We start from the raw sequence: 26,227 nt of genomic DNA, 5'->3' as shown, positions 1-26,227 counted from the left end.
TCCCACGCTACCCGAAGCGTCTGCGGAATGAGCGAGGAGATCTGCTGATCGAGCGAGGAGATCTGCTGATCGAGCCCGTCGGAATCCGGATGCCGGTTTCGACGGGCCCGACCGCAGTCGTCAGGAGGACTGGTAGGGAGCGACGACCACGTCGACGCGCTGGAACTCCTTGAGGTCGGAGTATCCGGTGGTCGCCATCGAGCGCTTCAGCGCCCCGATGAGGTTCGTGACGCCGTCGGCCGACGGTGCCGGTCCGTACAGCACCTCTTCGAGCGGCGCGACCTGGCCGACGTGCACGCGCTGGCCGCGCGGCAGCTTCGGGTGGTGCGCCTCGGCGCCCCAGTGGTAGCCGCCGCCCGGAGCATCCGTCGCCCGTGCCAGGGCCGTGCCGAGCATCACTGCGTCGGCGCCGCACGCGATCGCCTTGACGATGTCGCCCGACTTCCCCACGCCGCCGTCGGCGATGACGTGCACGTAGCGGCCGCCCGACTCGTCGAGGTAGTCGCGGCGCGCGCCGGCGACGTCGGCGACGGCGGTGGCCATGGGTGCGTGGATGCCGAGGGTCGCACGCGTCGTCGACGCCGCTCCCCCGCCGAAACCGACGAGCACGCCGGCCGCCCCGGTGCGCATGAGGTGGAGCGCCGCGGTGTAGGTCGCAGCGCCGCCGACGATCACGGGCACGTCGAGCTCGTAGATGAACTTCTTGAGGTTCAGCGGCTCCTGGTTCTTCGAGACGTGCTCGGCGGAGACCGTGGTGCCACGGATGACGAAGAGGTCGACGCCGGCGGCGACGACGGTCTCGTAGAGCTCCTGTGTGCGCTGGGGCGAGAGCGCGCCGGCGACGGTGACCCCTGCCGCGCGGATCTCGGCGAGGCGCGCGGTGACGAGCTCGGGCTTGATCGGCTCGGAGTAGAGCTGCTGCATACGAGTCGTGGCGTTCTCAGGCGAGAGGCCCCGGATCTCGGCGAGCACGGGCTCGGGGTCCTCGTAGCGGGTCCAGAGGCCTTCGAGGTCGAGCACGCCGAGGCCGCCGAGCTGGCCCATCATGATCGCCGTCTGCGGCGAGACGACGGAGTCCATGGGTGCGGCGAGGAACGGGATGTCGAACTGGTAGGCGTCGATCGTCCACCCGACCGAGACGTCTTCGGGGTCGCGAGTGCGCCGGCTGGGCACGATCGCGATGTCATCGAATGCATAGACGCGCTGGCCCCGCTTGGAGCGGCCGATCTCGATCTCCTGGGTCACCACTCAACCCTACCCAACCCGGTCGCCCGGCAGCCGCTCGCGCTCCGGCGCCACCGTCAGCGGGCGCGCACCACCCGGGACTCGTCCCACACCGGGGCATCCGACTCGTAGACCTCGCCGTCGCTGCCGAAGACGAGGAAGCGGTCGAAGCCCCGTGTGAACCAGCGGTCGTGGGTGACCGCGAGCACCGTGCCCTCGAAGCGCGACAAGCCCTCTTCGAGCGCCTCCGCCGAGACGAGGTCGAGGTTGTCGGTGGGCTCGTCGAGCAGCAGCAGCGTCGCTCCGGAGAGCTCGAGCAGCAGGATCTGCAGGCGCGCCTGCTGGCCGCCCGAGAGCTGCTCGAAGTTCTGCAGCGCCGAGCCGGCGAGCCCGTAGCGGTCGAGCGCCGAGCTCGCGGCCTCCCTGGCCATCCCGTCGCGGTTCGCGTCGCCGCGATGCAGGACGTCGAGCAGGGTGCGGCCTCGGTACTCGGGGTGCTCGTGGTTCTGCGCGAACCACCCCGGCACGACGCGCGCGCCGAGCACCGCCCGGCCGGTGTGCGGCACGCGGGCGAGCGACTCCCCCACCGTCGTGATGTGGCCGAGCGTGCGGTCGGGCTCGGTTCCGCCGCCCGCGAGCAGGCGCAGGAAGTGGGACTTGCCCGAGCCGTTCGAGCCGAGCACGGCGACGCGGTCGCCGTACCAGACTTCGAGGTCGAAGGGCTTCATGAGCCCCGTGAGCTCGAGTCGCTCGCCGACGACGGCGCGCTTGCCGGTGCGGGAGCCACGCAGTCGCATCGACACGGCCTGCGCCGGCGGCCGCTCCTCGGGCGGCCCGGCCTCCTCGAACTTGCGCAGGCGCGTCACCGCGGCCTGGTAGCGCGAGGCCATGCCGTCGTTGTAGGTCGCCTTGACCTTCAGCGTGGCGACGAGGGTCTTCAGTGCTGCATGCTGCTCGTCCCAGCGTCGGCGCAGCTCGTCGAGGCGCTCGAAGCGCTCGTCCCGGGCACGGTGGTAGCCCTCGAAGCTGCCGCCGTGCACCCACGCCGTGTTGCCCGCCGCGCCGACCTCGAGGGTCACGATGCGGTCGGCGGCGCGCGCGAGCAGCTCGCGGTCGTGCGAGACGAGGAGCACCGTCTTCGGCGTCGCGCGCAACTGCGTCTCGAGCCAGCGCTTGCCCGGCACGTCGAGCGAGTTGTCGGGCTCGTCGAGCAGCAGCACCTGCTCGGGGCCGCGGAAGAGCGCCTCGAGCGCGAGCCGCTTCTGCTCACCGCCCGAGAGGGTCGAGAGCTCGCGCCACTTCGCACGTTCGAATGGAATCCCGAGCGCGGCGGTCGTGCAGTGGTCCCACACGACCTCCTGGTCGTATCCGCCCGCCTCCCCGTACTCGGCGAGCGCGGTGGCGTACCGCATCTGCGCCGCGGTGTCGTCGCGTTCGATGAGTGCGGCCTCGGATGCCTCGAGCTCGATCGCCGCCGCACGGATCCGGGTCGGCGCGACCGAGACGAGCAGGCCCTGCACCGTGGCATCCGTGCCCTCGATGGTTGCGCCCGTGCCGACGAACTGGTCCATGACGCCGAGCCCGCCGTCGACCTGCACGCTGCCCTCGTCGGCGCGGAGCTCGCCGCGGATGATGCGCAGCAGCGTCGACTTGCCTGCGCCGTTCGCGCCGATGAGCGCGGTCGTCGCGCCATCCGTCACCCGGAAGGCGAGGTCGGTGAGGAGCGGGCGCCCGTCGGCGAGCGAGAAGGAGACGCCGTTGACGTCGATGAAACCCATGGGAGATCCGTTCGGTCCGCGGCCGGGCCACCTCGCCCGGTTCCGCACCGCCCGATGGGCAGCCGACCAGACTAGCGTGCCGCGATTGCCACTGCCACCCGCAGCCGTTCTGCGGCAAGCTGGAATCATGCAACGCATCGCAGCAGAGCCGCTCGACGTCCTCCGCACGCGAACCAGTGCGAAGTGGCGCCTGTACGACGCCGACGTGCTGCCGCTGCCCGTCGCCGAGATGGACTACCCGCTCGCCGACCCCATCAAGGCCGCGCTGCACGCGGCGGTCGACCGCTCCGACACGGGCTACTCGGCCGGGAGCCTCCCGGTCGCCGAGGCGTTCCAGGGGTTCGCGGCGACCCGCCTCGGGTGGGACGTCGACCCGACGCGGGTGACCTGCACCGCCGACGTCAGCATGGGCATCGTCGAGGTGCTGCGCCGGGTCACCGCACCGGGCGACGGGGTCGTCATCACCCCGCCGATCTACCCGCCCTTCTTCGATCTCGTGACCGAGGCGTCGGGCCGGGTCGTCGAGGTGCCGATGCTCGGCGGCATCGACGAGGGGTGGGCGCTCGACCTCGACGGCATCGACGCGGCGTTCGCGGCCGGCGCGCGGGCGATGGTGCTCTGCAACCCGCACAACCCGATCGGCCTGGTGCCGGCGGCCTCGCAACTCGCCGCCCTCGCCGACATCGCCGCCCGTCACGGCGTCACGATCGTCGCCGACGAGGTGCACGGGCCGCTCGTGCAGCCGGGAGTCGACTACACGCCGTTCCTCACGGTCTCGGACGCAGCTCGCGAGCACGGCGTCGCCGTGACCGCGGCCACGAAGGCGTTCAACATCGCGGGGCTGAAGGCGGCGCTCATCGTCACCGCGAGCGAGCGCGGCGACCGCGTGCGCACTGCGCTCCCCTACGAGGTCGAGTGGCGCATGAGCCAGTTCGGGTCGATCGCCTCCATCGCGGCGTTCCGCCACGGCGGGCCCTGGCTCGACGGCGTGCTCGCGAGCCTCGACGACAATCGACGCCTGCTCGCCGAACTCCTCGCCGACGAGCTTCCCGGTGTTCGCTACCGCATGCCCGATGCGACCTACCTCGCGTGGCTCGACCTCTCGGCGCTCGGCTGGGGCGATGATCCGGCGGCGTATGCACTCGAGCACGCGCGGGTGGCCCTCGGCATCGGTCCGACGTTCGGTGCGAGCGTCGGCCGCGGACACGCACGACTGAATTTCGCGTGCACCCCCGAGGTGCTCGGCGAAGCCGTCACGAGGCTCGCCGACGCGCGCTGAGCGAACGCCGGCGCCCCTGGACGGAAGGGACCGAACCAGTTGACCGCATCGAACCCCGCGCACGGGATCCGCTTCGCGGTGCCCGACGACGCCCCCACCGCCGCCCGCCTGCAGGTCGAGTTCGCCGTCGAGTTCGACTCGCCCACGCCGAGCCGCGAGGTGCTGACGCCGCGCTACCGCGAACTCATCGCCGACGAATCGGCGTTCGTGCTGTTCGCAGGTGCGCCGCCCGAGCCGCAGGGCTACGCGGTCGTCACGCTTCGCCCGACCGTGTATTGCGACGGACCCCTCGCCGTGCTCGATGAGCTCTACGTCGCGCCGGGCCTGCGCGGCGGGGGTATCGGCACCGCACTGCTCCAGCACGCGATCACGGAAGTGCTCCGTCGAGGCGGCGGCGAGATGCACATCAACGTCGACGAGGACGACGTCGATGCCCGGCGATTCTACGAAGGCCACGGATTCGTGAACGTCGAGCCGGGCACCGACTACCGCATGCTGTGCTACATCCAGGAGCTCTAGCGGGTGTAGTTCGGCGCCTCGACGACGATCTGCACGTCGTGCGGGTGCGACTCCTTGAGCCCCGCCGGCGTGATGCGCACGAACCGGCCCTTTGTCTTCAGCTCGGCGATCGTGCGCGCGCCCACGTAGAACATCGACTGACGGAGGCCGCCGATGAGCTGGTACGCGACGGCCGCCAGCGGCCCGCGATAGGGCACCTGGCCCTCGATCCCCTCGGGGATCAGCTTGTCGTCCGACGGGACATCCGCCTGGAAGTAGCGGTCCTTCGAGTAGGAGGTCTTCTGTCCGCGGGTCTGCAGCGCGCCGAGCGAGCCCATGCCGCGGTAGGCCTTGAACTGCTTGCCGTTCTGGAAGACGAGCTCACCCGGGCTCTCGGCGGTGCCCGCGAGCAGCGAGCCGAGCATGACGGTGTCTGCGCCGGCGACGAGCGCCTTCGCGATGTCGCCCGAGTACTGCAGGCCGCCGTCGGCGATGAGCGGCACGCCGGCGGGCTTCGTGGCCTTGGACGCCTCGTAGACGGCCGTGATCTGGGGCACGCCGACACCCGCGACGACGCGCGTGGTGCAGATCGAGCCGGGACCCACGCCGACCTTCACGGCGTCGGCGCCCGCGTCGACGAGCGCCTGTGCACCCTCGCGCGTCGCGACGTTGCCGCCGATGACGTCGATGTGGGCGAACGTCGGGTCGGTCTTCAGCCGGCGGATGATGTCGAGCACGCCGGCGGACTCGCCGTTCGCCGTGTCGACGACGAGCACGTCGACGCCGGCATCGCGGAGCGCCTCTGCGCGCTCCCACGCGTCCCCGAAGAAGCCCATCGCGGCGCCGACCCGGAGGCGGCCCTCGCTGTCCTTCGTCGCGTTCGGGTACTGCTCCGACTTGTCGAAGTCCTTGACCGTGATGAGGCCGGTGAGGTGGCCCTCGTCGTCGATGAGCGGCAGCTTCTCGACCTTGTGCTTCGCGAAGATCGCGAGCGCCTCATCGGGGTTCATGCCGACGCGGCCCGTGATGAGCGGCATCTTCGTCATGACGTCGGCCACCGTCGTGGTCGGCTTCTCGAAGTCGGAGACGAAGCGCATGTCGCGGTTCGAGATGATGCCGACGAGCTTGCCGTCGGTGTCGACGACCGGCAGGCCGCTGACACGGTACGTCGCGCAGAGGGCGTCGACATCGGCGACGGATGCCTCGGGCGTCGTCGTCACCGGATTGGAGACCATGCCCGACTCGCTGCGCTTGACGCGGTCGACCATGTCGGCCTGATCGGCGATCGAGAGGTTCCGGTGCAGGATGCCGATGCCGCCCTGACGGGCCATGGCGACGGCCATGCGCGCCTCGGTGACGGTGTCCATCGCGGCCGACAGGAGCGGCGTCGCGACGTTGATGCGGCGGGTGAGGCGCGAGGTCGTGTCGGCCTCGCTCGGGATCACGTCGGTGTGACCAGGCAGCAGGAGGACGTCGTCGTAGGTGAGTCCTGTGAGTCCGAACGGGTCGGCCTGGTCCATGTCGCTCCTTGTGTCGAGTTCTGCCCGAGATACCGCGCGCCGGTGGTCGGGCTCGCAGTATCAATGTTAAGCGAGTTTGCATCCCGGGCATTCCCGGATAACAATCGAACGCCGTTTGCCTCATGAGCGAAACACATGAGACATAATCGGCACGTACTGTCGACGACGTTGTCGACAGGTAAGGACCGAACCCCGAAGGCCACCAGCTGGAGGGGCGCCCTTGGAGGTGCAGTGAAACCCACACGAACGCTCGCCCATCGGTCTCCAGGGAGGTGGCTCGTTCTCCTCGGAATCCTCGTGTCCGCACTCACTCTGTCCGGCATCGCAGCGTCCCCTGCGATGGCGGAGGATGGGAGTACGGCCCAGGCTTCCGAAGAATTCGAGTACTTCTTCACGGGGAACGTGCAATTCGATCGCGAGCCGCTCGAAGGCGTCAAGATCTCAGTCGAAGGCGGTGGCTTCGAAGCCGACGCCGAGACCGACGTCGACGGCAAATGGCGCATCGGCGTGCCCGAGAAGGGCGAGTACAAGGTCTCCCTCGACGAGGACACCCTTCCCAAGGGCGTCGTCGTCGCCAAGGGCGACGCGACCGTCACCGCCGAGTTCGGGCTCACGAAGCTCAAGGCCGTGAACTTCTTCCTCGGCGAGGGTGAGCGCACGACCACGAACTTCGGCGCGCAGCTGCTCGAGCGAGTGATCAACGGCCTGAACTTCGGCCTGCTCCTCGCACTCGCGGCGATCGGCCTCTCGCTCATCTTCGGCACGACGGGCCTCTCGAACTTCGCCCACGCCGAGATGGTGACCTTCGGCGCCTTGATGGTGCTGAGCTTCGGCGTCGACCTGGCCTGGCCGATCTGGCTGGCCATCGCGATCGCCATCGTGCTGAGCGCCGCTCTCGGCTGGACCCTCGACGCGGTGATCTGGAAACCGCTCCGCAAACGCGGCGTCGGGCTCATCCCGCTCATGATCGTGAGCATCGGTCTCTCGCTCGCGATCCGCTACACGTACCAGTTCTTCTACGGCGGAGCGACCCGGCAGCTGCCGGGTGCCACCGCCCCGAAGGAGCTGTCGTTCGGCGGGGTCCAGCTCTCCTGGATCGACGTGGGCAGCATGATCGTCTCGGTCGTGGTCCTCCTCGCCGTCGCGTACTTCCTCGTGAAGACCCGCATCGGCAAGGCCACCCGCGCCGTCGCCGACAACGCCAGCCTCGCCTCCGCGAGCGGCATCGACGTCGACCGCGTCATCCGCATCGTCTGGGTGCTCGGCGCAGCACTGGCCGGCCTCAGCGGCATCCTCTGGGCCTACTTCCGCCCCGGCGTCAGCTGGGACATGGGCTTCCAGATCCTGCTGCTGATCTTCGCCGCAGTCACCCTCGGCGGTCTCGGCACCGCCTTCGGCGCCCTCGTCGGCTCCCTCATCGTCGGTCTCTTCATCGAGATCTCGACGCTGTGGCTGCCGAGCGACCTGAAGTACGTGGGCGCGCTCGTCGTGCTGATCCTCGTGCTGTTGTTCCGACCGCAGGGCATCCTCGGTCGCCGCGAGAGAATCGGCTAAGGAGGACCGACCATGATCGACTGGATTCAGATCTTCTCCAACGCGGCGCAGGAGCTCATCAGCCCCACGACCGCGGCATACGCACTGGCGGCCCTCGGCCTCGCGATCCACTTCGGATACACGGGACTGCTGAACTTCGGGCAGGCGGGCTTCATGGCCCTCGGCGCGTACGGTTACGCCATCTCGGTGCTCTCCTTCAACCTGCCGGTGTGGGCCGCGGTGCTCGTCGGCATCGGCGCTTCCGTCGTGTTCGCACTGATCCTCGGCATCCCGACCCTGCGTCTCCGTGCCGACTACCTGGCGATCGTCACGATCGCGGCCGCCGAGATCCTGCGGCTCGTCTTCACGACGAACACGTTCGAGGCCATCACCGGCTCGGCGCAGGGCCTCAACGGCTACAAGGGCAGCTTCGCGGCCCTGAACCCGATTCCGAAGGGCACCTACGGCTTCGGCCCGTTCCAGTACAACGAGTACGACTGGTGGCTGCGGATCGTCGGATGGACCGTCGTGGTGCTCCTGGCACTGCTCACCTGGCTCATCATGCGCAGCCCCTGGGGCCGCGTCATCAAGGGCATCCGCGAAGATGAGGACGCGGTTCGCGCCCTGGGCAAGAACGTCTACTCGTACAAGATGCAGAGCCTCATCCTCGGTGGTGTCTACGGCACCCTCGCCGGAATGATCTTCATCCTGCCTCGAGCGGTCGTGCCGGCGAACTACCAGACGTCGCTCACCTTCTTCGTCTACGCGATCCTGCTCCTCGGCGGGGCCGCCACGATCCTCGGGCCCATCATCGGCTCGATGATCTTCTGGGTGCTGCTCTCCTTCTTCTCGGGCTTCATCTCCCGTGCAGTGGAGGCGGGCTGGCTCCCGTTCATGACGCAGGTGCAGGCCGGACAGCTCCGGTTCATCCTCGTCGGAATCGCGATCATGCTGATCGTGATCTTCAGGCCTCAGGGCATCTTCGGAAACAAGAAGGAGCTGGCCTTTGTCAAGTGATGTCACTCCCACGTCCAAGCCGGTGAAGACCACCGGCCTCCACATCGGCGAAGCAGAACCGGGATGCCGCAAGGTCGACCCGATCCTCATCGCCGACGGGGTCACCCGCACGTTCGGCGGCCTGAAAGCGGTCGACGTCGACCACGTCGAGATCCCCCGCGGTGCGATCACGGCCCTCATCGGCCCGAACGGCGCCGGCAAGACCACGTTCTTCAACCTGCTCACGGGCTTCGACAAGCCCGACACCGGCAAGTGGGAGTTCGAGGGGCGCTCGCTCGCGCATGTGCCCGCCTATCGAGTGGCTCGCATGGGCCTCATCCGCACCTTCCAGTTGACGAAGGCACTGGGCCTGCTCAGCGTGCTCGACAACATGAAGCTCGGCGCGAAGGGCCAGAGCGGAGAGAACCTCTTCCGCGCGGTCTTCCCGTTCATCTGGCGCAAGCAGGAGGAGGAGATCGAGGCGAAGGCGGTCGAGCTGCTCACGCGGTTCAAGCTCGACGCGAAGCAGACCGACTACGCGGCGAGCCTCTCGGGCGGGCAGCGCAAGCTGCTCGAGATGGCTCGGGCCCTCATGAGCGACCCGACGCTCGTGATGCTCGACGAGCCGATGGCCGGTGTGAACCCGGCGCTCACGCAGTCGCTGCTCGACCACATCCTCGACCTGAAGTCGCAGGGCATGACGGTGCTGTTCGTCGAGCACGACATGCACATGGTCCGCCACATCGCCGACTGGGTCGTGGTCATGGCCGAGGGGCGCATCGTGGCGGAGGGCGATCCGCACACCGTCATGGAGAACCCCGCCGTGATCGACGCCTACCTCGGCGCGCACCACGACACCGATCTCGGTGCCACCGAGACCGAGAACGTCGAAGCCATCAAGGAGCTCATCGATGACGAACAGTGAATCCGCCGCGAGCGCGGTGATCGAACCCGTCGGCGACGAGGTCGTCGCGGTCGACGCCGTCACCGCTGGCTACCTGCCGGGAGTCAACATCCTGAACTCGTGCTCGCTGGTGGCGCGACAGGGTGAGCTCATCGGCATCATCGGCCCGAACGGTGCCGGCAAGTCGACGCTCCTCAAGTCCATCTTCGGACTCGTGAAGGTGCGCGAGGGGCAGATCCGCCTGAACGGCGAGGAGATCACGAACCTGAAGGCGAACAAGCTCGTCGCCAAGGGCGTGGGCTTCGTGCCGCAGACGAACAACGTGTTCCCGTCGCTCACCATCCAGGAGAACCTCGAGATGGGCCTGTTCCAGAAGCCCAAGGGGTTGAAGGAGCGACTCGAGTTCGTGACCGAGATCTTCCCCGAACTCGGCAAGCGGCTCGGCCAGCGCGCCGGCTCGCTGTCGGGCGGTGAACGTCAGATGGTCGCCATGTCGCGTGCGCTCATGATGGGCCCGCACGTGCTGCTCCTCGACGAGCCGAGCGCCGGCCTGTCGCCGGTGCGTCAAGACGAGGCGTTCCTGCGCGTCAAGGAGATCAACCGCGCCGGCGTCACGACCATCATGGTCGAGCAGAACGCCCGGCGCTGCCTGCAGATCTGCGACCGCGGGTACGTGCTCGACCAGGGCCGCGACGCCTACACGGGCACTGGCCGCGACCTGCTGAACGATCCGAAGGTCATCGGCCTCTACCTGGGCACGCTCGGGCAGGACTGACCGGCACACCGGTACGACAAGAGGGGCGGATGCTGCGGCATCCGCCCCTCTTCGCTGCCCGCCGCGCCCTGCGGTCGCGCCGCCGCTCGCCCGATCACGCCATCGAGGTGCTCGGCCCTGCCGCCGGTGTCCTGCTGCCGGCGCCGTGAGCCCGCCTGAGTGCCGCTCGACGCCGTCAGCGGCGGGATACTCGGCGCAGGCCACAGCGTCCCGCTGTCGCCCGCCTGCGGCCGTTCACGCCGGTCGAGGCCTCGACGAGCCTTCGCGAATGCCGCAGTGATCGACCGACGCACGAGACAGCGGGCGCGAGCGCGAGCGCTTCGCCGGGTCGCAGGACGAACATCGCCGGCACGCCGTGACACGACGGCGTGTCGCGCGTCCGAGTCCGGCGGCGACTCGGCTTGGTGGGTTGCGTCGACTCGCGACGGCACGGCCGTTCAGGGCGCCGGGCTCCGGGCATGCGAAAGCGGGCCCCGGCCGAAGCCGGGACCCGCTCACGTTGTACCCGTACTAGTTGATGCGGGTGTACTTGTTGTCGTCGCCGTACTCGTAGACGCCGATGGTCGCCTCGGTCGGGTCACCGTGCTCGTCGAGCGTGATGGGACCGGAAGCACCGTCGAAGTCGATCTGCTTGCCCTCTGCGAGCAGCGCAGCGCCGTCTTCGAAGGTCGTGACCTTCTCGCCGTCGCCCGAACCGCCAGACACCTGACGCAGGTACTTGGCGATGTCGGCACCCTCGGTGCTGTTCGCCGCGTACGCCGCGAGGGCGATGAGGACCGTTGCGTCGTACGACTCGGGGCCGTAGCTGAAGTCGGCGAGGTCCGGGTCGACTCCGAGGAGTCGGTCGCGGAAGTCGTCTTCGAGCTTCGGGCCGGGCAGCGTGCCCTTCGAGCCGGCGATGAGGCCGGGCGCGAAGTCCGCGCTGTAGTCGGACAGGTTGCCGTCGACGAAGTAGAGCTGGTCGCCGGGGTAGCCCGAGCCGACGAGCGCCGGCACGACGACCTTCGCCTCGTCGAACGTGATGACTGCGACGGCGTCGGGGTTCGAGGCCGAGATGGCCGAGAGCTGCGCGTCGAAGTTCGAGTCGCCCGTGTTGAAGAGCTCTTCGGCGACGACTTCGCCACCGGCTGCTTCGAACGACGCCTTGGTCGCGGCCGCGAGGCCGGTGCCGTAGGGGTCGTTCAGCACGAGCAGGCCGAGCGTCGAGTGACCGTCGTCGGCGATCTGGGTGCCGAGCACCTCGCCCTGGAGCAGGTCGGAGGGCGCCGTGCGGAAGTACAGGCCGGCGTCTTCGTACTCGGTGAAGTCGGGCGAGGTGTTCGCCGGGGAGAACTGCACGACTCCCGCCGAGGTGATCTGGTCGATCACGGTGAAGGAGACACCCGACGACGCGGCACCGATGATCGCCGAGACGTCCTGCGAGAGCAGGTCGGTCACGGAGACGGTGGCGATGTCGGTCGTGGTGTCGCCGGAGTCGCGGTAGACGACCTCCATGCTCAAGCCGGAGTCCGCGTCGTTGACCTCCTGTGCGCCAAGGCCCACACCGGCCTCCTCGGGCGGGCCGAGGAATGCGAGCGTGCCGCTCTGGGGAAGGATCGTGCCGACCTTGAGGGTCAGGTCACGGTCACCGGCCTCGATGGGCAGGGCGTCGCCGGCGGTGTCGTCGCCCGGCTCTTCCGTCTCGGTCGACGGCGTGCCGCCCGACGCGCACGCAGACAGGAGAAGGGTGCTGACGCCGGCAATGGCGAGACCCGTCCAGGCTGCGCGAGCCGAACGCTTGGCCGTGGCCTTCGCGAATACGCTCATGTTGCTCCTTGGGACTGAAGGAATTGGTACACAATGCAGCGCCATGGTGACGCCGTTGTCTGACAGTATTCCGCGCCCATGGCGGAAACAAGACGCTGCGGTCACAACCGTGTAACACCGCATCAATCGTTACCCTGCCGACACCTCGGCGGGGTTCGACGCACGGAATCGGCGGAAACGCGAGCTTTCACGCGAGGATCGCGCGCACGCGGCATCCGCTCGCCCGACCGCGTCGCCGCGTCGTTCGCAGGGCTCGACGACGCCTCAGGCGGGCTCGGCGATCACCCTGCGCGAGGCGTGCACGCCGCGGATGAGGTCGACCGTCAGCACGATGAGCGCGAGCCACACCAGTCCGAATCCGACCCAGCGCTCCGGCGGCATCGGCTCCTGCAGGATGAGCACCCCGACGAGGAACTGGATGAACGGCGCGAAGTACTGGATGAAGCCCATGAAGATGAGCGGCAACCGGCGCGAGGCCGCGGCGAACAGCAGGAGGGGCACCGCGGTGACCGCGCCGAGCCCGATCAGGAGGAGCGTGTGCCACACGCTGACGGTGCCGATCGTGAGCCCGGTCGTCATCGCCACGAAGACGAGCTGCACGACCGCGAGCGGCGCCAGCCAGACGGTCTCGAGCGTCAGGCCCGAGACGGCATCGACCTTGGGCCCGACGCGCTTCTTGATGAGGCCGTAGAACCCGAACGAGAACGCCAGGACGAGCGCGATCCACGGCAGCTGCCCGTAGCCGATGGCGAGCACGATCACCGCGACGATCGAGATGCCGACGGCGGTCCATTGCGTCGGATTCAGTCGCTCGCGCTGCACGAAGACGCCGAGGAACACCGTGACGATGGGGTTGATGAAGTAGCCGAGGGACGCCTCGACGACCTGGTTCGTCGTCGCGGCGAACACGTAGGTCTGCCAGTTGATGAAGATGAGCACGCCCGCGAGGCCCATCGTGAGCACGATGCGCCGATCGCGGAGCAGCACGGCGAGCGCACGCCAGGCCCGCGTCACCAGGATGAGCAGGGCGCAGAAGACGAGCGAGAAGAGCACCCGCCACGCCACGATCTCGACCGGGCCGGAGGGAGCCAGCGCGATGAAGTAGATCGGCAGGAAGCCCCAGAGCCCGTAGGCGGCGATGGCGTAGACGAGCCCCGAGCGGCTGACGCCGTCCGGCGGACTCGCCGCAGAGGGGATCTGGGTCTCGGAGCGGGATGACACCTGCACAGACTACGCCCGAGCACCGACCGCGATCGGCGGCCGGTCAGCCCTGCCGGGTCGAGGCGCGGCGGTGCGCGGGCATATTCCCCGACGCAGCGGATGGCGCGGCGCTCGGGGCCCGGAATACGACGAGGCCCGGGCACCCCATGGGGTGTCCGGGCCTCGGATCGATCGTGTCGCGCGTCAGCGGACGACGACTGCGAGCACGTCGCGAGCCGACAGGACGAGGAGGTCCTCGCCGCCGAACTTGACCTCGGTGCCGCCGTACTTCGAGTAGATCACCTTGTCGCCGACTGCGACGTCGAGCGGGACGCGGTTGCCGTTGTCATCGATGCGGCCGGGGCCCACTGCCACGACCTCGCCCTCCTGGGGCTTCTCCTTGGCGGTGTCGGGGATGACCAGACCGGATGCGGTGGTCTGCTCGGCCTCGACCTGCTTGATGACGATGCGATCCTCGAGCGGCTTGATGGAAACCGACACGGTTGACCCCTTCTCTCTGTGAAGAAAACTGTCTTGACGAAGACTTGGTTAGCAGCCTCAGAGCGAGAGTGCTAAGGCGAGTCTAGGCGCGATTTGGCACTCGTGCAACGTGAGTGCCAGCCCGTTCAGCCACTGGCGAAACACAGCCCGACGCTCGGCTCCACCGCAGCCGAGCGTCGGGCTCGCGGTGCTAGCGTTGCCGCCGGGGTGGGGATTCGTATCGCACCGTGCCGTCGGGCCCGCGGTGCTAGCGTTGCCGCCGGGATGGGGATTCGCATCGCACCGTGCCGTCGGGCCCGCGGTGCTAGCGTTGCCGGGTGGATCGCGCCGAACTCGTCGAACTGCTCTCCCCCGAGGGCCTCACCCTGCTCGACGGACTGCCCGACTGGGACTCGAAGGCCGACATCGTCAAGACCGTCGCAGACCTCCGCAAGCAGGGGCACCCGCCGACCCTCGTCGCCGCCGTGCTCAGCCAGGCGAAGCTCCGCGCGAAGGCCGAGGCGAAGTTCGGCCCGTTCGCCTCGCGCATGCTCTTCACCGAGGCCGGGCTCGAGCAGGCCACCCGACTGAAGGTCGCAGCCCTGCATGCCGGCCGATTCTCCCGCGCCGGCGTGCGCCACGTCGCCGACCTCGGTTGCGGCATCGGCGGCGATGCGCTGGCGATGGCCGCCATCGACCTCGAGGTCACCGCGGCCGAGGCCGACGAGGTCACCGCCGCGATCGCCGCCTACAACCTCACGCCGTTCTCCCACGTCCGCGTGCTGCACGAGCAGGCCGAGAACGTCGCCCTCGGCGGCATCGACGGCGCCTGGCTCGACCCGGCGAGGCGCACCACCGCCGGCGGCACGACGACGAGGCTCGCGGATGCCTCGGCCTACTCCCCCTCGCTCGACTTCGCCTTCGGCCTCGGCGAGCGCATGCCCGTCGGCGTGAAGCTCGGTCCGGGTACCGACCGCGACGTGATCCCGTCCGAGGCCGAGGCGCAGTGGGTCTCGGTCGACGGCGATCTCGTCGAGCTCGGGGTCTGGTTCGGCTCGGTCGCCCGGCCAGGGATCCGCCGCGCCGCGCTCGTCATCCGCGGCGACGCCGCGCAGGAGCTGACCGCCGACGCCGACAGCGAGGATGCTCCCGTCGGGCCGCTCGGCGAATACGTCTACGAGCCCGACGGCGCGGTGATCCGGGCTCGCCTGATCGGCGACCTCGCGCGCGCGAACCGCGCGTGGATGCTGAGCTCGGGAATCGCCTACCTGACGTCCGACACCGCGTTCGACTCGCCGTTCGCTCGCGGATTCCGCGTGCTCGAACGGCTGCCGGCCGACGAACGCCAGTTGCGCCAGGCCCTCTCGGCACGTGGTGTCGGCACGCTCGAGATCAAGAAGCGAGGCGTCGACGTCGACCCGGCGCAGCTCCGCACACGGCTGAAGCTGAAGGGCGCCGCCTCCGCGACCATCGTGCTGACGCGAGAGGCCGGTCGACACGTCGCACTGCTCGTCGAGCGAATCTGACGACGCGCGGGATCAGCGCGGGAGCGCCCCGAAGACGATCGCGTAGTAGCCGATCCAGACGGCCGAGAACACGAGTCCGGCGAGCCCGGTGCCGATGCCGACGAAGGCGAGCGTGCGGCCGTGCTCCTCGCGGCGGAGCCCGAGCACGCCGAACACGATCGCGGCGATCGAGAGCGGCAGCATCCAGCCGACGAAGAGCGAGGCCGCCGCGCCGAGGATGCCGACGACCGCAGCCACCCAGCTGTACACCCGCCGCTGCGTCTGCTCCTCGGCCTCTTCGACCGTGTCGAGGCCCGGTCGGTGCACGATGAGGAGCTGGCCGGTCGAGATCGACTGCAGCTGACCCGTGTCGAACGGCACCTCGAACTCGCGCACGGCCGGCTCGGCCCGGAACGTCGGCTCCGCCGGCTGGAACGGGGCGAGCGGGTCGGTCGGCGCCAGAGCGTCGGCCGACTCATCGGCCGAAGCCGACGGCGCCCGGAAAGGCGGCGTCGGCATGGCCGTCGACTCGCCGCCCCCCGAAACGCGATCGGTGGTCTCGTGGGTCTCGCCGTCGGGCGAAGCGCGCTCCCCCGAAACGCGATCGACGGACTCGTGGGTCTCGCCGTCGGGCGAAGCGCGCTCCCCCGAAACGCGATCGGGGGACTCGCCGTCGGGCGAAGCCCCCTCACGCGCGGTCATCGGATGCCCCTCAGTAGTAGTAGTCCCCGTAGCCGGCGAAGAACACGCCCCACAGCACGAGCGACAGCAGCGCGATGCCGATGCCGACGAAGCCGAGGATGATGCCGGTGAGCCACATGCCCTTGGCGGCGGGTTCCTTCTTCTTGCCGAGGAAACCGAGCACGACGGCGGCAGCCGGGATGAAGAGCTGCAGGATGCCTCCGATGAACGGCATGAAGACGACGAAGAAACCGAGCACGCCCACGATGCCCGCGATGAGCGAGATCAGGCTGAGCACGGGCGTCGGCTTCGACGGCGCGGCAGGAGCGTACGCGCCACCGTAGGCGGGCTGCGCGGGAGCGCCGTACGCCGGTGATGCCGGCTGCGCCGGAGCGCCGTAGGCCGGCGGGGCGGGCGGCGTCGGAGCGCCGTAGCTCGGCGGAGCGGGCGGCACGGGTGCGCCGTAGCTCGGAGCAGCGGGCGGGGCAGGCGGAGCCGGCGGCGCGGGGGGCTCGGGCGCTGCGGGGGGCTCGGGCGCCGACGGGACCTCGGGCACGTCGGGCGCCGAGGCGACGGGAACCGCCTCGACGGGGACGACGGGTTCGGGCTCGTTCGGCGCCGTCGGCTCCGGCACGCTCGGCAGGTCGGGCTCGGGCTCGCTCGGCACCAGGGGCTCAGGCACCTCAGGCACCTCGGGCACCTCGGGCTCCTCGGGGAGATCAGGGTTCTTGGGGTCGCTCATGGCTGCCTCAGTAGTTTCCGTACGTGTTGCCGTAGCTCGCGAGGACGGCGAACGCGATGATCGCGATGATGATGAAGATGACGCCGATCAGGATGCCCACGAAGCCGAGGATGATGCCGGTCAGCCACATGCCCTTCGACGCCGGCTCCTTCTTCTTGGCGATGAAGCCGAGCACGACCGCGGCGATCGAGAAGAGCAGGCCGAAGTAGAAGAACGACCCGACGATGCCGACGATGCCGCCCACGAGCGACAGGATGCTGAGCACCTGCGCCGGCTTGGCCGGTGCGGAGGCGTACGCGGGCGCGGCGGGCGGGGCCTGCCCGTAGGCGGGTGCGGCGGGTGCCGGCTGGCCGTACACCGGCGCCTCGGGAGCAGCGGGAGCTGCGGCCGGCGGCACGGGTGCGGCAGGTGCGGCCGGCGGGACCGGCGCAGAAGCCGGCGGCACGGGCGGGACCGGCGGAACGGCGGGCTGCTCAGGAAGGTTCGGATCGGTCACGGTGTGGGTTCCCCTCGATGTGGACGAATGCGTTCCCGCCACAGTGGCAGGCGCAGTCGGGCGCCGTCAGCGACGGCGGCATCCGGTCTCCCGCACACACTATCGCGCCGCGCGCGCGGGCGCACGGACTACGCGGTACCTGCCGCCATCTGGATCTCGGTGGCCGGCAGGGTCGAGTCGGCTCCGAAATCGAGCGTCGACGGCGGATGCCCCGCCATGACGAGCTGCGCGCCGAGTGCCGCGATCATCGCGCCGTTGTCGGTGCAGAGCGACAGCGGCGGAATGCGGAGGGCGATGCCCGCGGCATCCGCTCGCTCGATCGCCACCTCGCGGAGGCGCGCATTGGCGATCACGCCGCCGCCGAGCAGGAGGCGCGGAACGCCGAGCTCGGTGCATGCGGCGATCGCCTTGGAGACGAGCACGTCGACGACCGCCTCGCGGAAGCTCGCCGCGACGTCGGCGAGCGGCACGGGTTCACCGGCCGCCTCACGCTGTTCGACCCAGCGCGCGACGGACGTCTTCAGGCCGGAGAAGCTGAAGTCGTAGCGGTGGGCCGCGAGGTCCTTCGGCTGCGTGAGTCCACGCGGGAAGCGGATGGCACGCGGATCGCCGCCGATCGCGGCCCGGTCGATCTCGGGGCCGCCCGGGTAGCGCAGCCCGAGGAGCCGGGCGACCTTGTCGAAGGCCTCGCCGGCCGCGTCGTCGATCGTCTCTCCGAGCAGCTCGACGTCGGAGACGAGATCGCGCACGAGCAGCAGCGAGGTGTGCCCGCCGGAGACGAGCAGCGCCACCGTCGGCGTCTCGAGCGGCGCGGCGGTGTCGAGCAGGTCGGCGCCGACGTGGCCGACGAGGTGGTTCACCGCGTAGATCGGCACGTCGAGCGAGAGCGCGAGGGCCTTCGCGGCGCCGACGCCCACCATGAGCGCGCCGGAGAGGCCCGGGCCGCTCGTCACCGCCACGGCGTCGAGCTCGTCGAGGGAGACGGATGCCTCGGCGAGCGCCGCGCGGATCGTCGGGCCGAGCGCTTCGAGGTGGGCCCGCGCGGCGACCTCGGGGACGATGCCGCCGTAGCGTGCGTGCTCGTCCATCGAGGAGGCGATCGTGTTGGCGAGCAGCGTCGTGCCGCGGACGATGCCGACGCCGGTCTCGTCGCACGAGGTCTCGATGCCGAGGATCAGCGGCGCCTCGCGGTTCATCGCTTCGACTCCGTGTCTCGCGAGTCGATCGCGACCCGCTCGGCGGATGCCGCGCCCGTCGCGCCTGCTGCGCCGGCCCCGGCGGGCCGGGCCACCGCCGGCGGCACCGTCAGTCGCATGTGCACGGCGTCGATGCCGCCGCGGTAGTAGCGACGGCGGATGCCGATCTCCTCGAAGCCGAGCGACTCGTAGAGTGCGCGAGCGATGGGATTGTCGGCGCGCACCTCGAGGAAGATCTCGGCGACGTGCCTGCGTCGGGCCTCGGTGATGAGCGCATGCATGAGCCCGCGTCCGAGCCCGATGCCGCGGATCGCCGGCGCGACCGCGATCGTCTGGATGTCGCCCTGTCCGCCGCCCTTGGGCGCGAGGAGGCCGGCGTAGCCGAGCAGCCGGGCCGACTCGTCGTCGGCCTCGTCATCGACCGCGATGAGGTAGAACGCATGGGGGCTCTCGAGCTCGCGGCGCATCGCGTCTTCGGGCCACGCATCGTCTTCGAAGGTCTCGCGCTCGAGCACCATGATGCGGTCGAGGTCGCCGACCTTCGCACGCCGCATGAACACGCTCATCGCAGCACCTTCTTGCCGGCCGATGGCGTCACGTCGGGCGCGCGCAGGTAGATCGGCGCATCGGTCGTGAGCGGCAGTCGCCGCGCCGCGTATGCGAGCTCGGCGAGCATGCCGATGGCGCCTGCCGACACGATCGTCGCGTCGAAGCGGATGCCGCGTGCCGCGGGCACCTCGCCGCGCGGCACGAGCCCGGGGCCCGAGATGCGCACGGGCAGCCCGTCGCCGTCGAGTCCGTCGTACTCGGAGACGGCGAACTCGCGTCGACGCGCGTCGGTGACGACCTGCAGCGGTCCGGCGTCGCCGGACGAGTACCTGCTCCAGGCGATCGCATCGTGGCTGACCACGGGCACGAAGGGCCGGTCGATGCCGAGGGCGAAGGCGTGGGCGGCCGCGATGCCGACGCGAAGGCCCGTGAACGGCCCCGGCCCCATGCCCGCGGCGACGCCTGACAGCTCACGGCGATCGATGCCGGATGCCGCGAGTGCATCCCTGATGAACCCGCCGATCACTTCGGCGTGCCGCATCGTGTCGTCGGTGCCGGTCTCGGCGAGGCGGCGCAGTTCGCCCGTGGCCTGATCGCGATCGACGACGGCGACACTCGTGCCCGTCGAGGTGTCGATCGCGAGAAGCATGCCCTCAAGCCTACGCGGGCGGAGCGTACGGGGTGTCCGCCCAGCGGGGGCCGAGTCCGGTCGCGGTGACGATGCGGGGTTCGTCGGCGTCGAGTGCCGGCTCGAGGCCGACGCGGTCGTCGGCGTCGACGTCGCCGTCGATGGACGCGCTGCCCGCGACATCCGTTGGCGGATCGACGACGCTCGCTCCCGTCGGTCGTTCGATGACGATCTCGAGCCAGGAGTCGGTCATGTCCTCCACGAGGCCGGCGCCCCACTCGACGACGACGACCGAACGGTCGAAGTCGAGGTCGAGGTCCTCGAGCAGGGCCGCGCTGCCGAGCCGGTACGCGTCGACGTGCACGAGCGGAGCACCGCCGACGAGACTCGGGTGCGTGCGTGCGAGCACGAACGTCGGGCTCTGCACCGGCCCGCGTATGCCGAGTCCGGCGCCGATGCCACGGGTGAGCGTGGTCTTGCCCGCGCCGAGCGGGCCGGTGAGCACGACGACGTCGCCGGCCCGCAGCACGCCGCCGAGTTCGCGACCGAAGGCCTCCATGGCCTCTGTGTCGGACGCCTCGAACCGCATCAGGCCTCGCCGAGGTAGCGGCGGGGCACGCGCGGGCCGATGCGGGTGACGATCTCGTAGCCGATGGTGTCGGCGGCGTCGCCCCAGTCGTCGGCCGACGGCGCTCCCGTTCGCGGGTCGCCGAACAGCACGACTTCGTCGCCCGTCGCGACGTGATCATCGCCGACGTCGACCACGAACTGGTCCATCGCGATCCGGCCGACGACCGGGCGCCGGGCACCCGCGATCCAGACCTCGGCTCGGCTCGAGGCCTGGCGCGGGATGCCGTCGGCGTAGCCGAGCGGCACGAGCGCGAGGTTCGTCGGGCGATCGGCGCGCCAGGTGTGCCCGTAGGAGACGCCGGTGCCGGGCTCGACGCGTCGCACCGCGGCGACTCGCGCCCGCAGGGTCATCGCCGGGCGGAGGCCGAGCTCCGCGGCGGTCGTGCCGTCGCAGAACGGGGGGATGCCGTACGCGCCGATGCCGATGCGCACGAGGTCGAGACGTGTAGCGGGCAGGCGCAGCGCCCCTGCCGTCGAGGCGAGGTGCCGCAGCTCGGGTCGGAGCCCGGCGGCGCGCGCCTGCTCGACCCCGTGCTCGAACGCCTCGAGCTGCGCGGCGTCCTCGTCGGGCGAGGTGTTCGCGAGGTGACTGAACACACCGCGCACGAGCACGTGTTCCGCGACCTCGAGCTCGGCCGCGCGCGCGACGGTGCCCGCCCAGTGCTCGGGTGCCACGCCGCTGCGGCTGAGTCCGGTGTCGAGCTTCAGGTGCACCCTGGCGGTTCGACCGACGGATGCCGCGGCGTCGGCGACCGCCTCGAGCTGGCCGAGCGAGGAGACGCCGAGGTCGATGTCGCGCGCGATCGCGGGACCGAAGTCGGCACCCGGGTCGTGGAGCCACGCGAGGACCGGCGCACCGATGTCCGCGTCGCGGAGCGCGTGCGCCTCGGCGATGTCGGCGACGCCGAGCCACTCGGCTCCGCCCTCGAGCGCGGCTCGGGCCACCGGCACGGCGCCGTGTCCGTAGGCGTTCGCCTTGACCACGGCCATCGTGCGCGCGGGCGCCACGGCCGCGGCGAGCATGCGGATGTTCTCGCGCACGGCATCGAGATCGACGACCGCTTCGCGGAACGGCGACGCCGCGGCATCCGGAGCCGCTGCGTGCGGCGCCGCGGTCACGATGCGCTCCCCGTGCCGGTCTCGAGCACGACGAAGGCGCTCGCGATGCCCGCGTCGTGGCTCATCGTGAGATGCACCCGATCGATGCCGAGGCTGCGGGTGAGCTCGGCGATCGCGCCCGACAGCTCGAAGTCGGGGTTGCCGTGCACGTCTTGCACGACGCGCATGTCGTGCCACCTGATGACGGGGTTGCCGCCGAGCGCCTTGATCAGCGCCTCCTTCGCTGCGAACCGGGCGGCGAGCGACCGGGCCGGGCGGTCGCGTTCGCTCTCAGCGAACAGGCGTTCGCGGAGTGCGGGAGTCCGGGCCAGCGACCGCTCGAACCGGGCGATGTCGACGACATCGATGCCGATTCCCGCGATCACGGCGCCGTCTCCCGCACCCGCACGCTCACTCGACCGTGACCGACTTCGCGAGGTTGCGCGGCTGGTCGACGTCGAGGCCCTTCGCCTGCGAGAGCTCCATCGCGAAGATCTGCAGCGGCACCACGGCGAGCAGCGGCTCGAAGAGCGGCGCCGCGAGCGGGATGCGCAGCACCTCGTCGGCGAACGGCAGCACCGCGGCGTCACCGGCCTCGGCGATCGCGATGACCCGCGCGCCGCGAGCGCGGATCTCCTGGATGTTCGAGACGACCTTCGGGTGCAGGGTCGCCGAGCCGCGCGGGCTCGGGACGACCACGAAGACGGGCTGGCCCGGCTCGATGAGGGCGATCGGACCGTGCTTGAGCTCGCCCGCGGCGAAGCCCTCCGCGTGGATGTACGCGAGCTCCTTGAGCTTCAGCGCACCCTCGAGCGCAATCGGGTAGCCGACATGGCGACCGAGGAAGAGCACCGAACGGGTGTCCGCCATCCAGTGCGCGAGCTGCGCGACCTTCTCGGATTCGGCGAGCACGAGTTCGAGCTTCTCGGGCACCGCCTGGAGCTCGTGGAGCTGAACGGCGATCTCCTCGGCCGACAGCGTGCCGCGCACGCGCGCGAGGTGCAGCCCGAAGAGGTAGAGCGCGGCGATCTGCGCGACGAACGCCTTCGTCGAGGCCACTGCGACCTCGGGGCCGGCGTGCGTGTAGACGACGGCGTCGGACTCGCGCGGAATCGTGGCGCCCTGTGTGTTGCAGATCGAGATCGTGCGGGCGCCCTGCTCGCGGGCGTACTTCACGGCCATGAGCGTGTCCATGGTCTCGCCGGACTGGCTGATCGAGACGACGAGCGTGTGGTCGTCGAGCACCGGCTCGCGATAGCGGAACTCGTGGCTGAGCTCGATCTCGACAGGCACCCGTGCCCACTGCTCGATCGCGTACTTCGCGACCATGCCGGCGTAGGAGGCGGTGCCGCACGCGATGACCGTGATGCGACGGATGCCGCGGAGCTCGTCGTCGCCGAACGACTCGAGTTCGGGGATCACTACCTGGTCGTCGACGACCCGGCCGAGCAGGGTCTTCGCGACGGCCTCGGGCTGCTCCGAGACCTCCTTGCGCATGAACGACGACCAGCCGCCCTTCTCGGCGGCCGAGGCGTCCCAGGCCACGTCGAACGGCTCGACCTCGACGGGCTGCCCGTAGAAGTCGGTGACGACGACCTCGTCCGCGGTGATCGCCACGATCTGGTCCTGGCCGATCGCCAGGGCGCGCTTCGTGTACTCGACGAACGCCGCGACATCCGACCCCAGGAAGTTCTCGCCGTCGCCGAGGCCGATCACGAGCGGCGAGTTGCGGCGCGCGCCGACGACGACGCCCGGCTCCGAGCGGTGCACCGCGAGCAGCGTGAAGGCGCCGTCGAGGCGCGAGACGGTGTTGCGGAAGGCGGCACGCAGGTCGCCGGTCGACTGGTACTCGCGGCCGAGGAGCACCGCGGCGACCTCGGTGTCGGTCTCGCTCTCGAAGGTGTGCCCCTCGGCGAGGAGCTCGGCCTTCAGCTCGGAGAAGTTCTCGATGATGCCGTTGTGGATGAGCGCGAGCCGGCCCTCGTCTCCGAGGTGCGGATGGGCGTTGCCGTCGGTCGGACCGCCATGCGTCGCCCAACGTGTGTGGCCGATGCCGGTGCCGCCCCGGTGCAGGGGGTTCGCCTCGAGCTCGTCGGCGAGCACCTTGAGCTTGCCGGCTCGCTTGGCGGTCTCCATGACGCCGTCGTCATCGACGATCGCCACTCCTGCCGAGTCGTAGCCACGGTACTCGAGGCGACGAAGGCCTCCCATAAGGACGTCGAGGCTGTTGCGCTCTCCGACGTATCCGACGATTCCACACATGGAGGCGATTCTACTGGCGCGCTGCTGGGTGCCCGCTCCGCCTGACTACACTGGCACGGTGCCCGATCCGCAGAGTCCGTCGTCGCACGCGGCGCAGATCTCTCCCTTCATCGAGCTCGATCGTGCCGATTGGGCCGCGCTCGCGCCGTCGATGCCCGCTCCCCTGCGTGAGACCGAGATCGTGCAATTGCGCGGGCTCGGCGAGCCGCTCGATCCGCGCGAGGTCGCCGAGGTCTACCTGCCGCTCAGCCGACTGCTGAACCTCTACGTCGGCGGAACGAAGTCGCTGCACAAGGTCACGAGCGAGTTCCTCCGAGAGCGCTTCGAGTCGACGCCCTTCGTGATCGGCGTCGCCGGCTCCGTCGCGGTCGGCAAGTCGACCATCGCGCGCCTGCTGCGCGAGCTGCTCGCCCGCTGGGAGCACACGCCTCGCGTCGAACTCATCACGACCGACGGATTCCTCTTCCCCAACGCCGAGCTCGAGCGCCGAGGGCTCATGGCGCGCAAGGGCTTCCCCGAGTCCTACGACCGTCGGGCGCTCCTGCGGTTCGTGAGCGAGGTCAAGGCGGGCGCCGCCGAGGTGCGCGCACCGTTCTACTCGCATCTCGCCTACGACATCGTGAAGGATGCGCAGATCACCGTGCGCCGGCCCGACGTGCTCATCGTCGAGGGCCTGAACGTGCTGCAGCCTCCCGGCCCCGGCCACCGTCTCGCGGTCAGCGACCTCTTCGACTTCACGATCTACGTCGACGCCCGCACGAGCGACATCGCCCGGTGGTACGAGGAGCGCTTCCTGAAGCTGCAGCGGGGCGCGTTCGCGAACCCGCGCTCGTACTTCCACAGATTCGCGAGCCTCACCGAGGCCGAGGCGCGGGCGAGGTCGCGCGAGATCTGGCACTCGATCAACGAGCCGAACCTGCTGCAGAACATCCGTCCGACGCGTTCACGCGCGTCGCTCGTGCTCCGGAAGGGCTCCGACCACACGGTCTCGAGCGTGCTGCTCCGCAAGCTCTGAACGAGCGCATCCCTCCGAGCGCGAGGCCCGGAGGGATGCGTCGGATCAGGCGATGGAGAGTCGCTCGCGCACCACGGCGGCGAGGGACTCGGCGTGCCGCTCGGCGGCCTCCTGGTCGGCGGCCTCGACCATGACGCGAACCATCGGCTCGGTGCCCGAGGGGCGCAGCAGCACTCGGCCGCTGTCTCCGAGCTCGGCCTCGACGGCGGCCACCGCGGCGGCGATCTCCGCGTCGGCGCCGAGGGCGTGGTGGTCGACCCCGCGAACGTTCACGAGCACCTGCGGGTACACCGTCATGACCGAGGCGAGCTCGGCGATCGACTTGCCCGTGCGCGCCATCTCGGCCGCGAGATGCAGGCCCGTCAGCACTCCGTCGCCGGTCGTGGCGAACTCGCTCATGATGACGTGGCCCGACTGCTCGCCGCCGAGCGCGAGGCCCTCGGCCGCCAGCGCTTCGAGGACGTAGCGGTCGCCGACCTTGGTCTCGACGACGCGGATGCCGTGCTCGGCCATCGCACGTCGCAGGCCGAGGTTCGACATGACCGTGACGACGAGCGTGTCGTCGGTGAGCGTGCCGCGCTCCTTCATCGAGACGGCGAGGATCGCCATGATCCGGTCGCCGTCGATGATGTTGCCGTCGGCGTCCACCGCGAGGCAGCGATCGGCGTCGCCGTCGTGGGCGATGCCGAGGTCGGCGCCGTGCTCGATGACCGCGGCCTGCAGCTGCTCGAGGTGCGTCGAGCCGACGCCGTCGTTGATGTTCATGCCGTCGGGGTCGGCCCCGATGACGATGACCTCGGCGCCGGCGTCCTTGAACGTCTCGGGCGAGACGCCCGCGGCCGCGCCGTGGGCGCAGTCGAGCACGACCTTGAGGCCGTCGAGGCGGTGCGGCAGCGTACCGAGCAGGTGCACGACGTAGCGGTCCTCGGCATCGGCGAACCGACGGATGCGACCGACGCCGTCGCCGACGGGAGCGAGCTTCTGCTTGCCGAGGAACGACTCGATGCGGTCTTCGACCTCATCGGGAAGCTTCGTGCCGCCGTAGGAGAAGAACTTGATGCCGTTGTCGGGCGCAGGGTTGTGCGACGCCGAGATCATCACGCCGAAGTCGGCGCGGATCGAGTCGATGAGGAACGCCGTCGCGGGGGTCGGGATGACCCCGGCGTCGAGCACGTCGACACCGGAGCTCGCGAGTCCGGCCGACACGGCGGCCGTGAGGAACTCGCCGGAGACACGCGGATCGCGTGCCACGACGGCGACCGGACGCCGGCCGGCGGCGCGAAGCTCGTCGGCGTGGCGCCCTTGGGTGAGGACGGCGGCAGCCGCCTGGGCGAGGCCCAGGGCCAGGTCAGCCGTGAGTTCACGGTTGGCCAGGCCCCGGACCCCGTCGGTTCCGAAAAGCCGAGGCATGTACGGAGAACCGGACGCTGGG

Annotated in this window: 25 protein-coding genes; 8 read left to right on the top strand and 17 right to left on the bottom strand. The window is 70.1% G+C overall.

The genetic code is table 11. The features are described from left to right. Nucleotides 1-120: 120 nt before the first annotated feature. Nucleotides 121-1,245, bottom strand: coding sequence for a GuaB3 family IMP dehydrogenase-related protein (locus ESP57_RS15005; protein WP_056010736.1), 1,125 nt, complete (start codon nucleotides 1,243-1,245; stop codon nucleotides 121-123). Between the two features lie 56 nt (nucleotides 1,246-1,301). Next, nucleotides 1,302-3,002 (bottom strand): ABC-F family ATP-binding cassette domain-containing protein, encoded by a 1,701-nt coding sequence (locus tag ESP57_RS15000; protein ID WP_129232108.1) that lies wholly within the window; start codon nucleotides 3,000-3,002, stop codon nucleotides 1,302-1,304. Nucleotides 3,003-3,129: 127 nt separating this feature from the next. Between ESP57_RS15000 and ESP57_RS14995 the strand changes: the two genes are divergently transcribed. Beyond that, nucleotides 3,130-4,281 (top strand): MalY/PatB family protein, encoded by a 1,152-nt coding sequence (locus ESP57_RS14995; RefSeq protein ID WP_129232107.1) that lies wholly within the window; start codon nucleotides 3,130-3,132, stop codon nucleotides 4,279-4,281. 39 nt (nucleotides 4,282-4,320) lie between these two features. Next, nucleotides 4,321-4,800, top strand: a complete 480-nt coding sequence (locus tag ESP57_RS14990) for a GNAT family N-acetyltransferase (RefSeq protein WP_424220007.1) — start codon at nucleotides 4,321-4,323, stop codon at nucleotides 4,798-4,800. Here ESP57_RS14990 and guaB read toward each other — a convergent pair. Further along, nucleotides 4,797-6,299: an IMP dehydrogenase gene (gene guaB, locus ESP57_RS14985; protein WP_056010745.1), complete on the bottom strand. Its 1,503-nt coding sequence runs from the start codon at nucleotides 6,297-6,299 to the stop codon at nucleotides 4,797-4,799. The genes ESP57_RS14990 and guaB overlap by 4 nt on opposite strands. Before the next feature lie 402 nt (nucleotides 6,300-6,701). Here guaB and ESP57_RS14980 point away from each other — a divergent pair, with 402 nt between their 5' ends. Genes ESP57_RS14980 through ESP57_RS14965 form a run of 4 tightly spaced genes read left to right on the top strand, consistent with a single transcriptional unit; the run spans nucleotide 6,702 to nucleotide 10,507 of the window. Beyond that, nucleotides 6,702-7,853, top strand: coding sequence for a branched-chain amino acid ABC transporter permease (locus tag ESP57_RS14980; RefSeq protein ID WP_327019803.1), 1,152 nt, complete (start codon nucleotides 6,702-6,704; stop codon nucleotides 7,851-7,853). Nucleotides 7,854-7,868: 15 nt separating this feature from the next. Continuing rightward, complete coding sequence (locus ESP57_RS14975; protein WP_056013115.1) at nucleotides 7,869-8,849, top strand: branched-chain amino acid ABC transporter permease; 981 nt, start codon at nucleotides 7,869-7,871, stop codon at nucleotides 8,847-8,849. After that, a complete protein-coding gene (locus tag ESP57_RS14970; RefSeq protein ID WP_056010751.1) occupies nucleotides 8,839-9,753 on the top strand; it encodes an ABC transporter ATP-binding protein in 915 nt (304 codons plus the stop codon). Before ESP57_RS14975 ends, ESP57_RS14970 begins: the two co-directional genes overlap by 11 nt. Then, nucleotides 9,740-10,507: an ABC transporter ATP-binding protein gene (locus ESP57_RS14965; RefSeq protein WP_056010754.1), complete on the top strand. Its 768-nt coding sequence runs from the start codon at nucleotides 9,740-9,742 to the stop codon at nucleotides 10,505-10,507. Before ESP57_RS14970 ends, ESP57_RS14965 begins: the two co-directional genes overlap by 14 nt. Nucleotides 10,508-11,017: 510 nt before the next feature. Here ESP57_RS14965 and ESP57_RS14960 read toward each other — a convergent pair. The 3 genes from ESP57_RS14960 to groES all read right to left on the bottom strand — a co-directional run bounded on the left by ESP57_RS14960 (nucleotide 11,018) and on the right by groES (nucleotide 14,014). Beyond that, nucleotides 11,018-12,313: an ABC transporter substrate-binding protein gene (locus tag ESP57_RS14960; RefSeq protein ID WP_056010762.1), complete on the bottom strand. Its 1,296-nt coding sequence runs from the start codon at nucleotides 12,311-12,313 to the stop codon at nucleotides 11,018-11,020. Nucleotides 12,314-12,577: 264 nt separating this feature from the next. Beyond that, the gene (rarD, locus tag ESP57_RS14955) at nucleotides 12,578-13,534 is read right to left on the bottom strand and encodes an EamA family transporter RarD (RefSeq protein ID WP_424220003.1); all 957 of its coding nucleotides are present in this window, start codon (nucleotides 13,532-13,534) and stop codon (nucleotides 12,578-12,580) included. A 183-nt stretch (nucleotides 13,535-13,717) separates the two neighbouring features. Then, on the bottom strand, nucleotides 13,718-14,014 hold the full coding sequence (gene groES / locus ESP57_RS14950; protein ID WP_056010764.1) for a co-chaperone GroES: 297 nt from the start codon (nucleotides 14,012-14,014) through the stop codon (nucleotides 13,718-13,720). Nucleotides 14,015-14,331: 317 nt separating this feature from the next. On the opposite strand from groES, the gene ESP57_RS14945 reads away from it, so the two are divergent. Further along, complete coding sequence (locus tag ESP57_RS14945) at nucleotides 14,332-15,519, top strand: class I SAM-dependent methyltransferase (protein ID WP_129232106.1); 1,188 nt, start codon at nucleotides 14,332-14,334, stop codon at nucleotides 15,517-15,519. Between the two features lie 12 nt (nucleotides 15,520-15,531). Here the strand turns inward: ESP57_RS14945 and ESP57_RS14940 are convergent, their stop codons facing one another. The 10 genes from ESP57_RS14940 to glmS all read right to left on the bottom strand — a co-directional run bounded on the left by ESP57_RS14940 (nucleotide 15,532) and on the right by glmS (nucleotide 23,780). Beyond that, nucleotides 15,532-16,200, bottom strand: a complete 669-nt coding sequence (locus ESP57_RS14940) for a DUF4190 domain-containing protein (protein WP_129232105.1) — start codon at nucleotides 16,198-16,200, stop codon at nucleotides 15,532-15,534. A 10-nt stretch (nucleotides 16,201-16,210) separates the two neighbouring features. Beyond that, nucleotides 16,211-16,921, bottom strand: coding sequence for a DUF4190 domain-containing protein (locus tag ESP57_RS14935; protein ID WP_243648547.1), 711 nt, complete (start codon nucleotides 16,919-16,921; stop codon nucleotides 16,211-16,213). Nucleotides 16,922-16,928: 7 nt separating this feature from the next. Continuing rightward, nucleotides 16,929-17,417: a DUF4190 domain-containing protein gene (locus ESP57_RS14930; protein WP_115961253.1), complete on the bottom strand. Its 489-nt coding sequence runs from the start codon at nucleotides 17,415-17,417 to the stop codon at nucleotides 16,929-16,931. Between the two features lie 128 nt (nucleotides 17,418-17,545). Beyond that, entirely contained in the window at nucleotides 17,546-18,613 is a 1,068-nt protein-coding gene (gene tsaD, locus ESP57_RS14925; protein ID WP_056010783.1) for a tRNA (adenosine(37)-N6)-threonylcarbamoyltransferase complex transferase subunit TsaD, read from the bottom strand. Further along, nucleotides 18,610-19,179, bottom strand: coding sequence for a ribosomal protein S18-alanine N-acetyltransferase (gene rimI, locus ESP57_RS14920; RefSeq protein ID WP_129232104.1), 570 nt, complete (start codon nucleotides 19,177-19,179; stop codon nucleotides 18,610-18,612). Before rimI ends, tsaD begins: the two co-directional genes overlap by 4 nt. Continuing rightward, complete coding sequence (gene tsaB, locus ESP57_RS14915; protein ID WP_129232103.1) at nucleotides 19,176-19,811, bottom strand: tRNA (adenosine(37)-N6)-threonylcarbamoyltransferase complex dimerization subunit type 1 TsaB; 636 nt, start codon at nucleotides 19,809-19,811, stop codon at nucleotides 19,176-19,178. The genes rimI and tsaB overlap by 4 nt, the downstream gene beginning before the upstream one ends. Before the next feature lie 10 nt (nucleotides 19,812-19,821). After that, the gene (gene tsaE / locus ESP57_RS14910; RefSeq protein ID WP_243648546.1) at nucleotides 19,822-20,349 is read right to left on the bottom strand and encodes a tRNA (adenosine(37)-N6)-threonylcarbamoyltransferase complex ATPase subunit type 1 TsaE; all 528 of its coding nucleotides are present in this window, start codon (nucleotides 20,347-20,349) and stop codon (nucleotides 19,822-19,824) included. A 29-nt stretch (nucleotides 20,350-20,378) separates the two neighbouring features. Next, nucleotides 20,379-21,539 (bottom strand): alanine racemase, encoded by a 1,161-nt coding sequence (gene alr / locus ESP57_RS14905; RefSeq protein ID WP_243648545.1) that lies wholly within the window; start codon nucleotides 21,537-21,539, stop codon nucleotides 20,379-20,381. Next, entirely contained in the window at nucleotides 21,536-21,904 is a 369-nt protein-coding gene (locus tag ESP57_RS14900; RefSeq protein WP_056010803.1) for a holo-ACP synthase, read from the bottom strand. The genes alr and ESP57_RS14900 overlap by 4 nt, the downstream gene beginning before the upstream one ends. Nucleotides 21,905-21,929: 25 nt before the next feature. Next, on the bottom strand, nucleotides 21,930-23,780 hold the full coding sequence (gene glmS / locus ESP57_RS14895; RefSeq protein WP_129232101.1) for a glutamine--fructose-6-phosphate transaminase (isomerizing): 1,851 nt from the start codon (nucleotides 23,778-23,780) through the stop codon (nucleotides 21,930-21,932). Nucleotides 23,781-23,838: 58 nt separating this feature from the next. On the opposite strand from glmS, the gene coaA reads away from it, so the two are divergent. Continuing rightward, nucleotides 23,839-24,795, top strand: coding sequence for a type I pantothenate kinase (gene coaA / locus ESP57_RS14890; RefSeq protein WP_056013123.1), 957 nt, complete (start codon nucleotides 23,839-23,841; stop codon nucleotides 24,793-24,795). Between the two features lie 45 nt (nucleotides 24,796-24,840). On the opposite strand, the gene glmM is transcribed toward coaA, so the two are convergent. Further along, nucleotides 24,841-26,205, bottom strand: coding sequence for a phosphoglucosamine mutase (glmM, locus tag ESP57_RS14885; RefSeq protein ID WP_056010809.1), 1,365 nt, complete (start codon nucleotides 26,203-26,205; stop codon nucleotides 24,841-24,843). Nucleotides 26,206-26,227 lie beyond the last annotated feature (22 nt).

It is taken from the genome of Agromyces fucosus (assembly GCF_004134865.1).
Taxonomy (GTDB): domain Bacteria; phylum Actinomycetota; class Actinomycetes; order Actinomycetales; family Microbacteriaceae; genus Agromyces; species Agromyces fucosus.
This window is presented reverse-complemented; position numbering and strand designations above follow the sequence as displayed.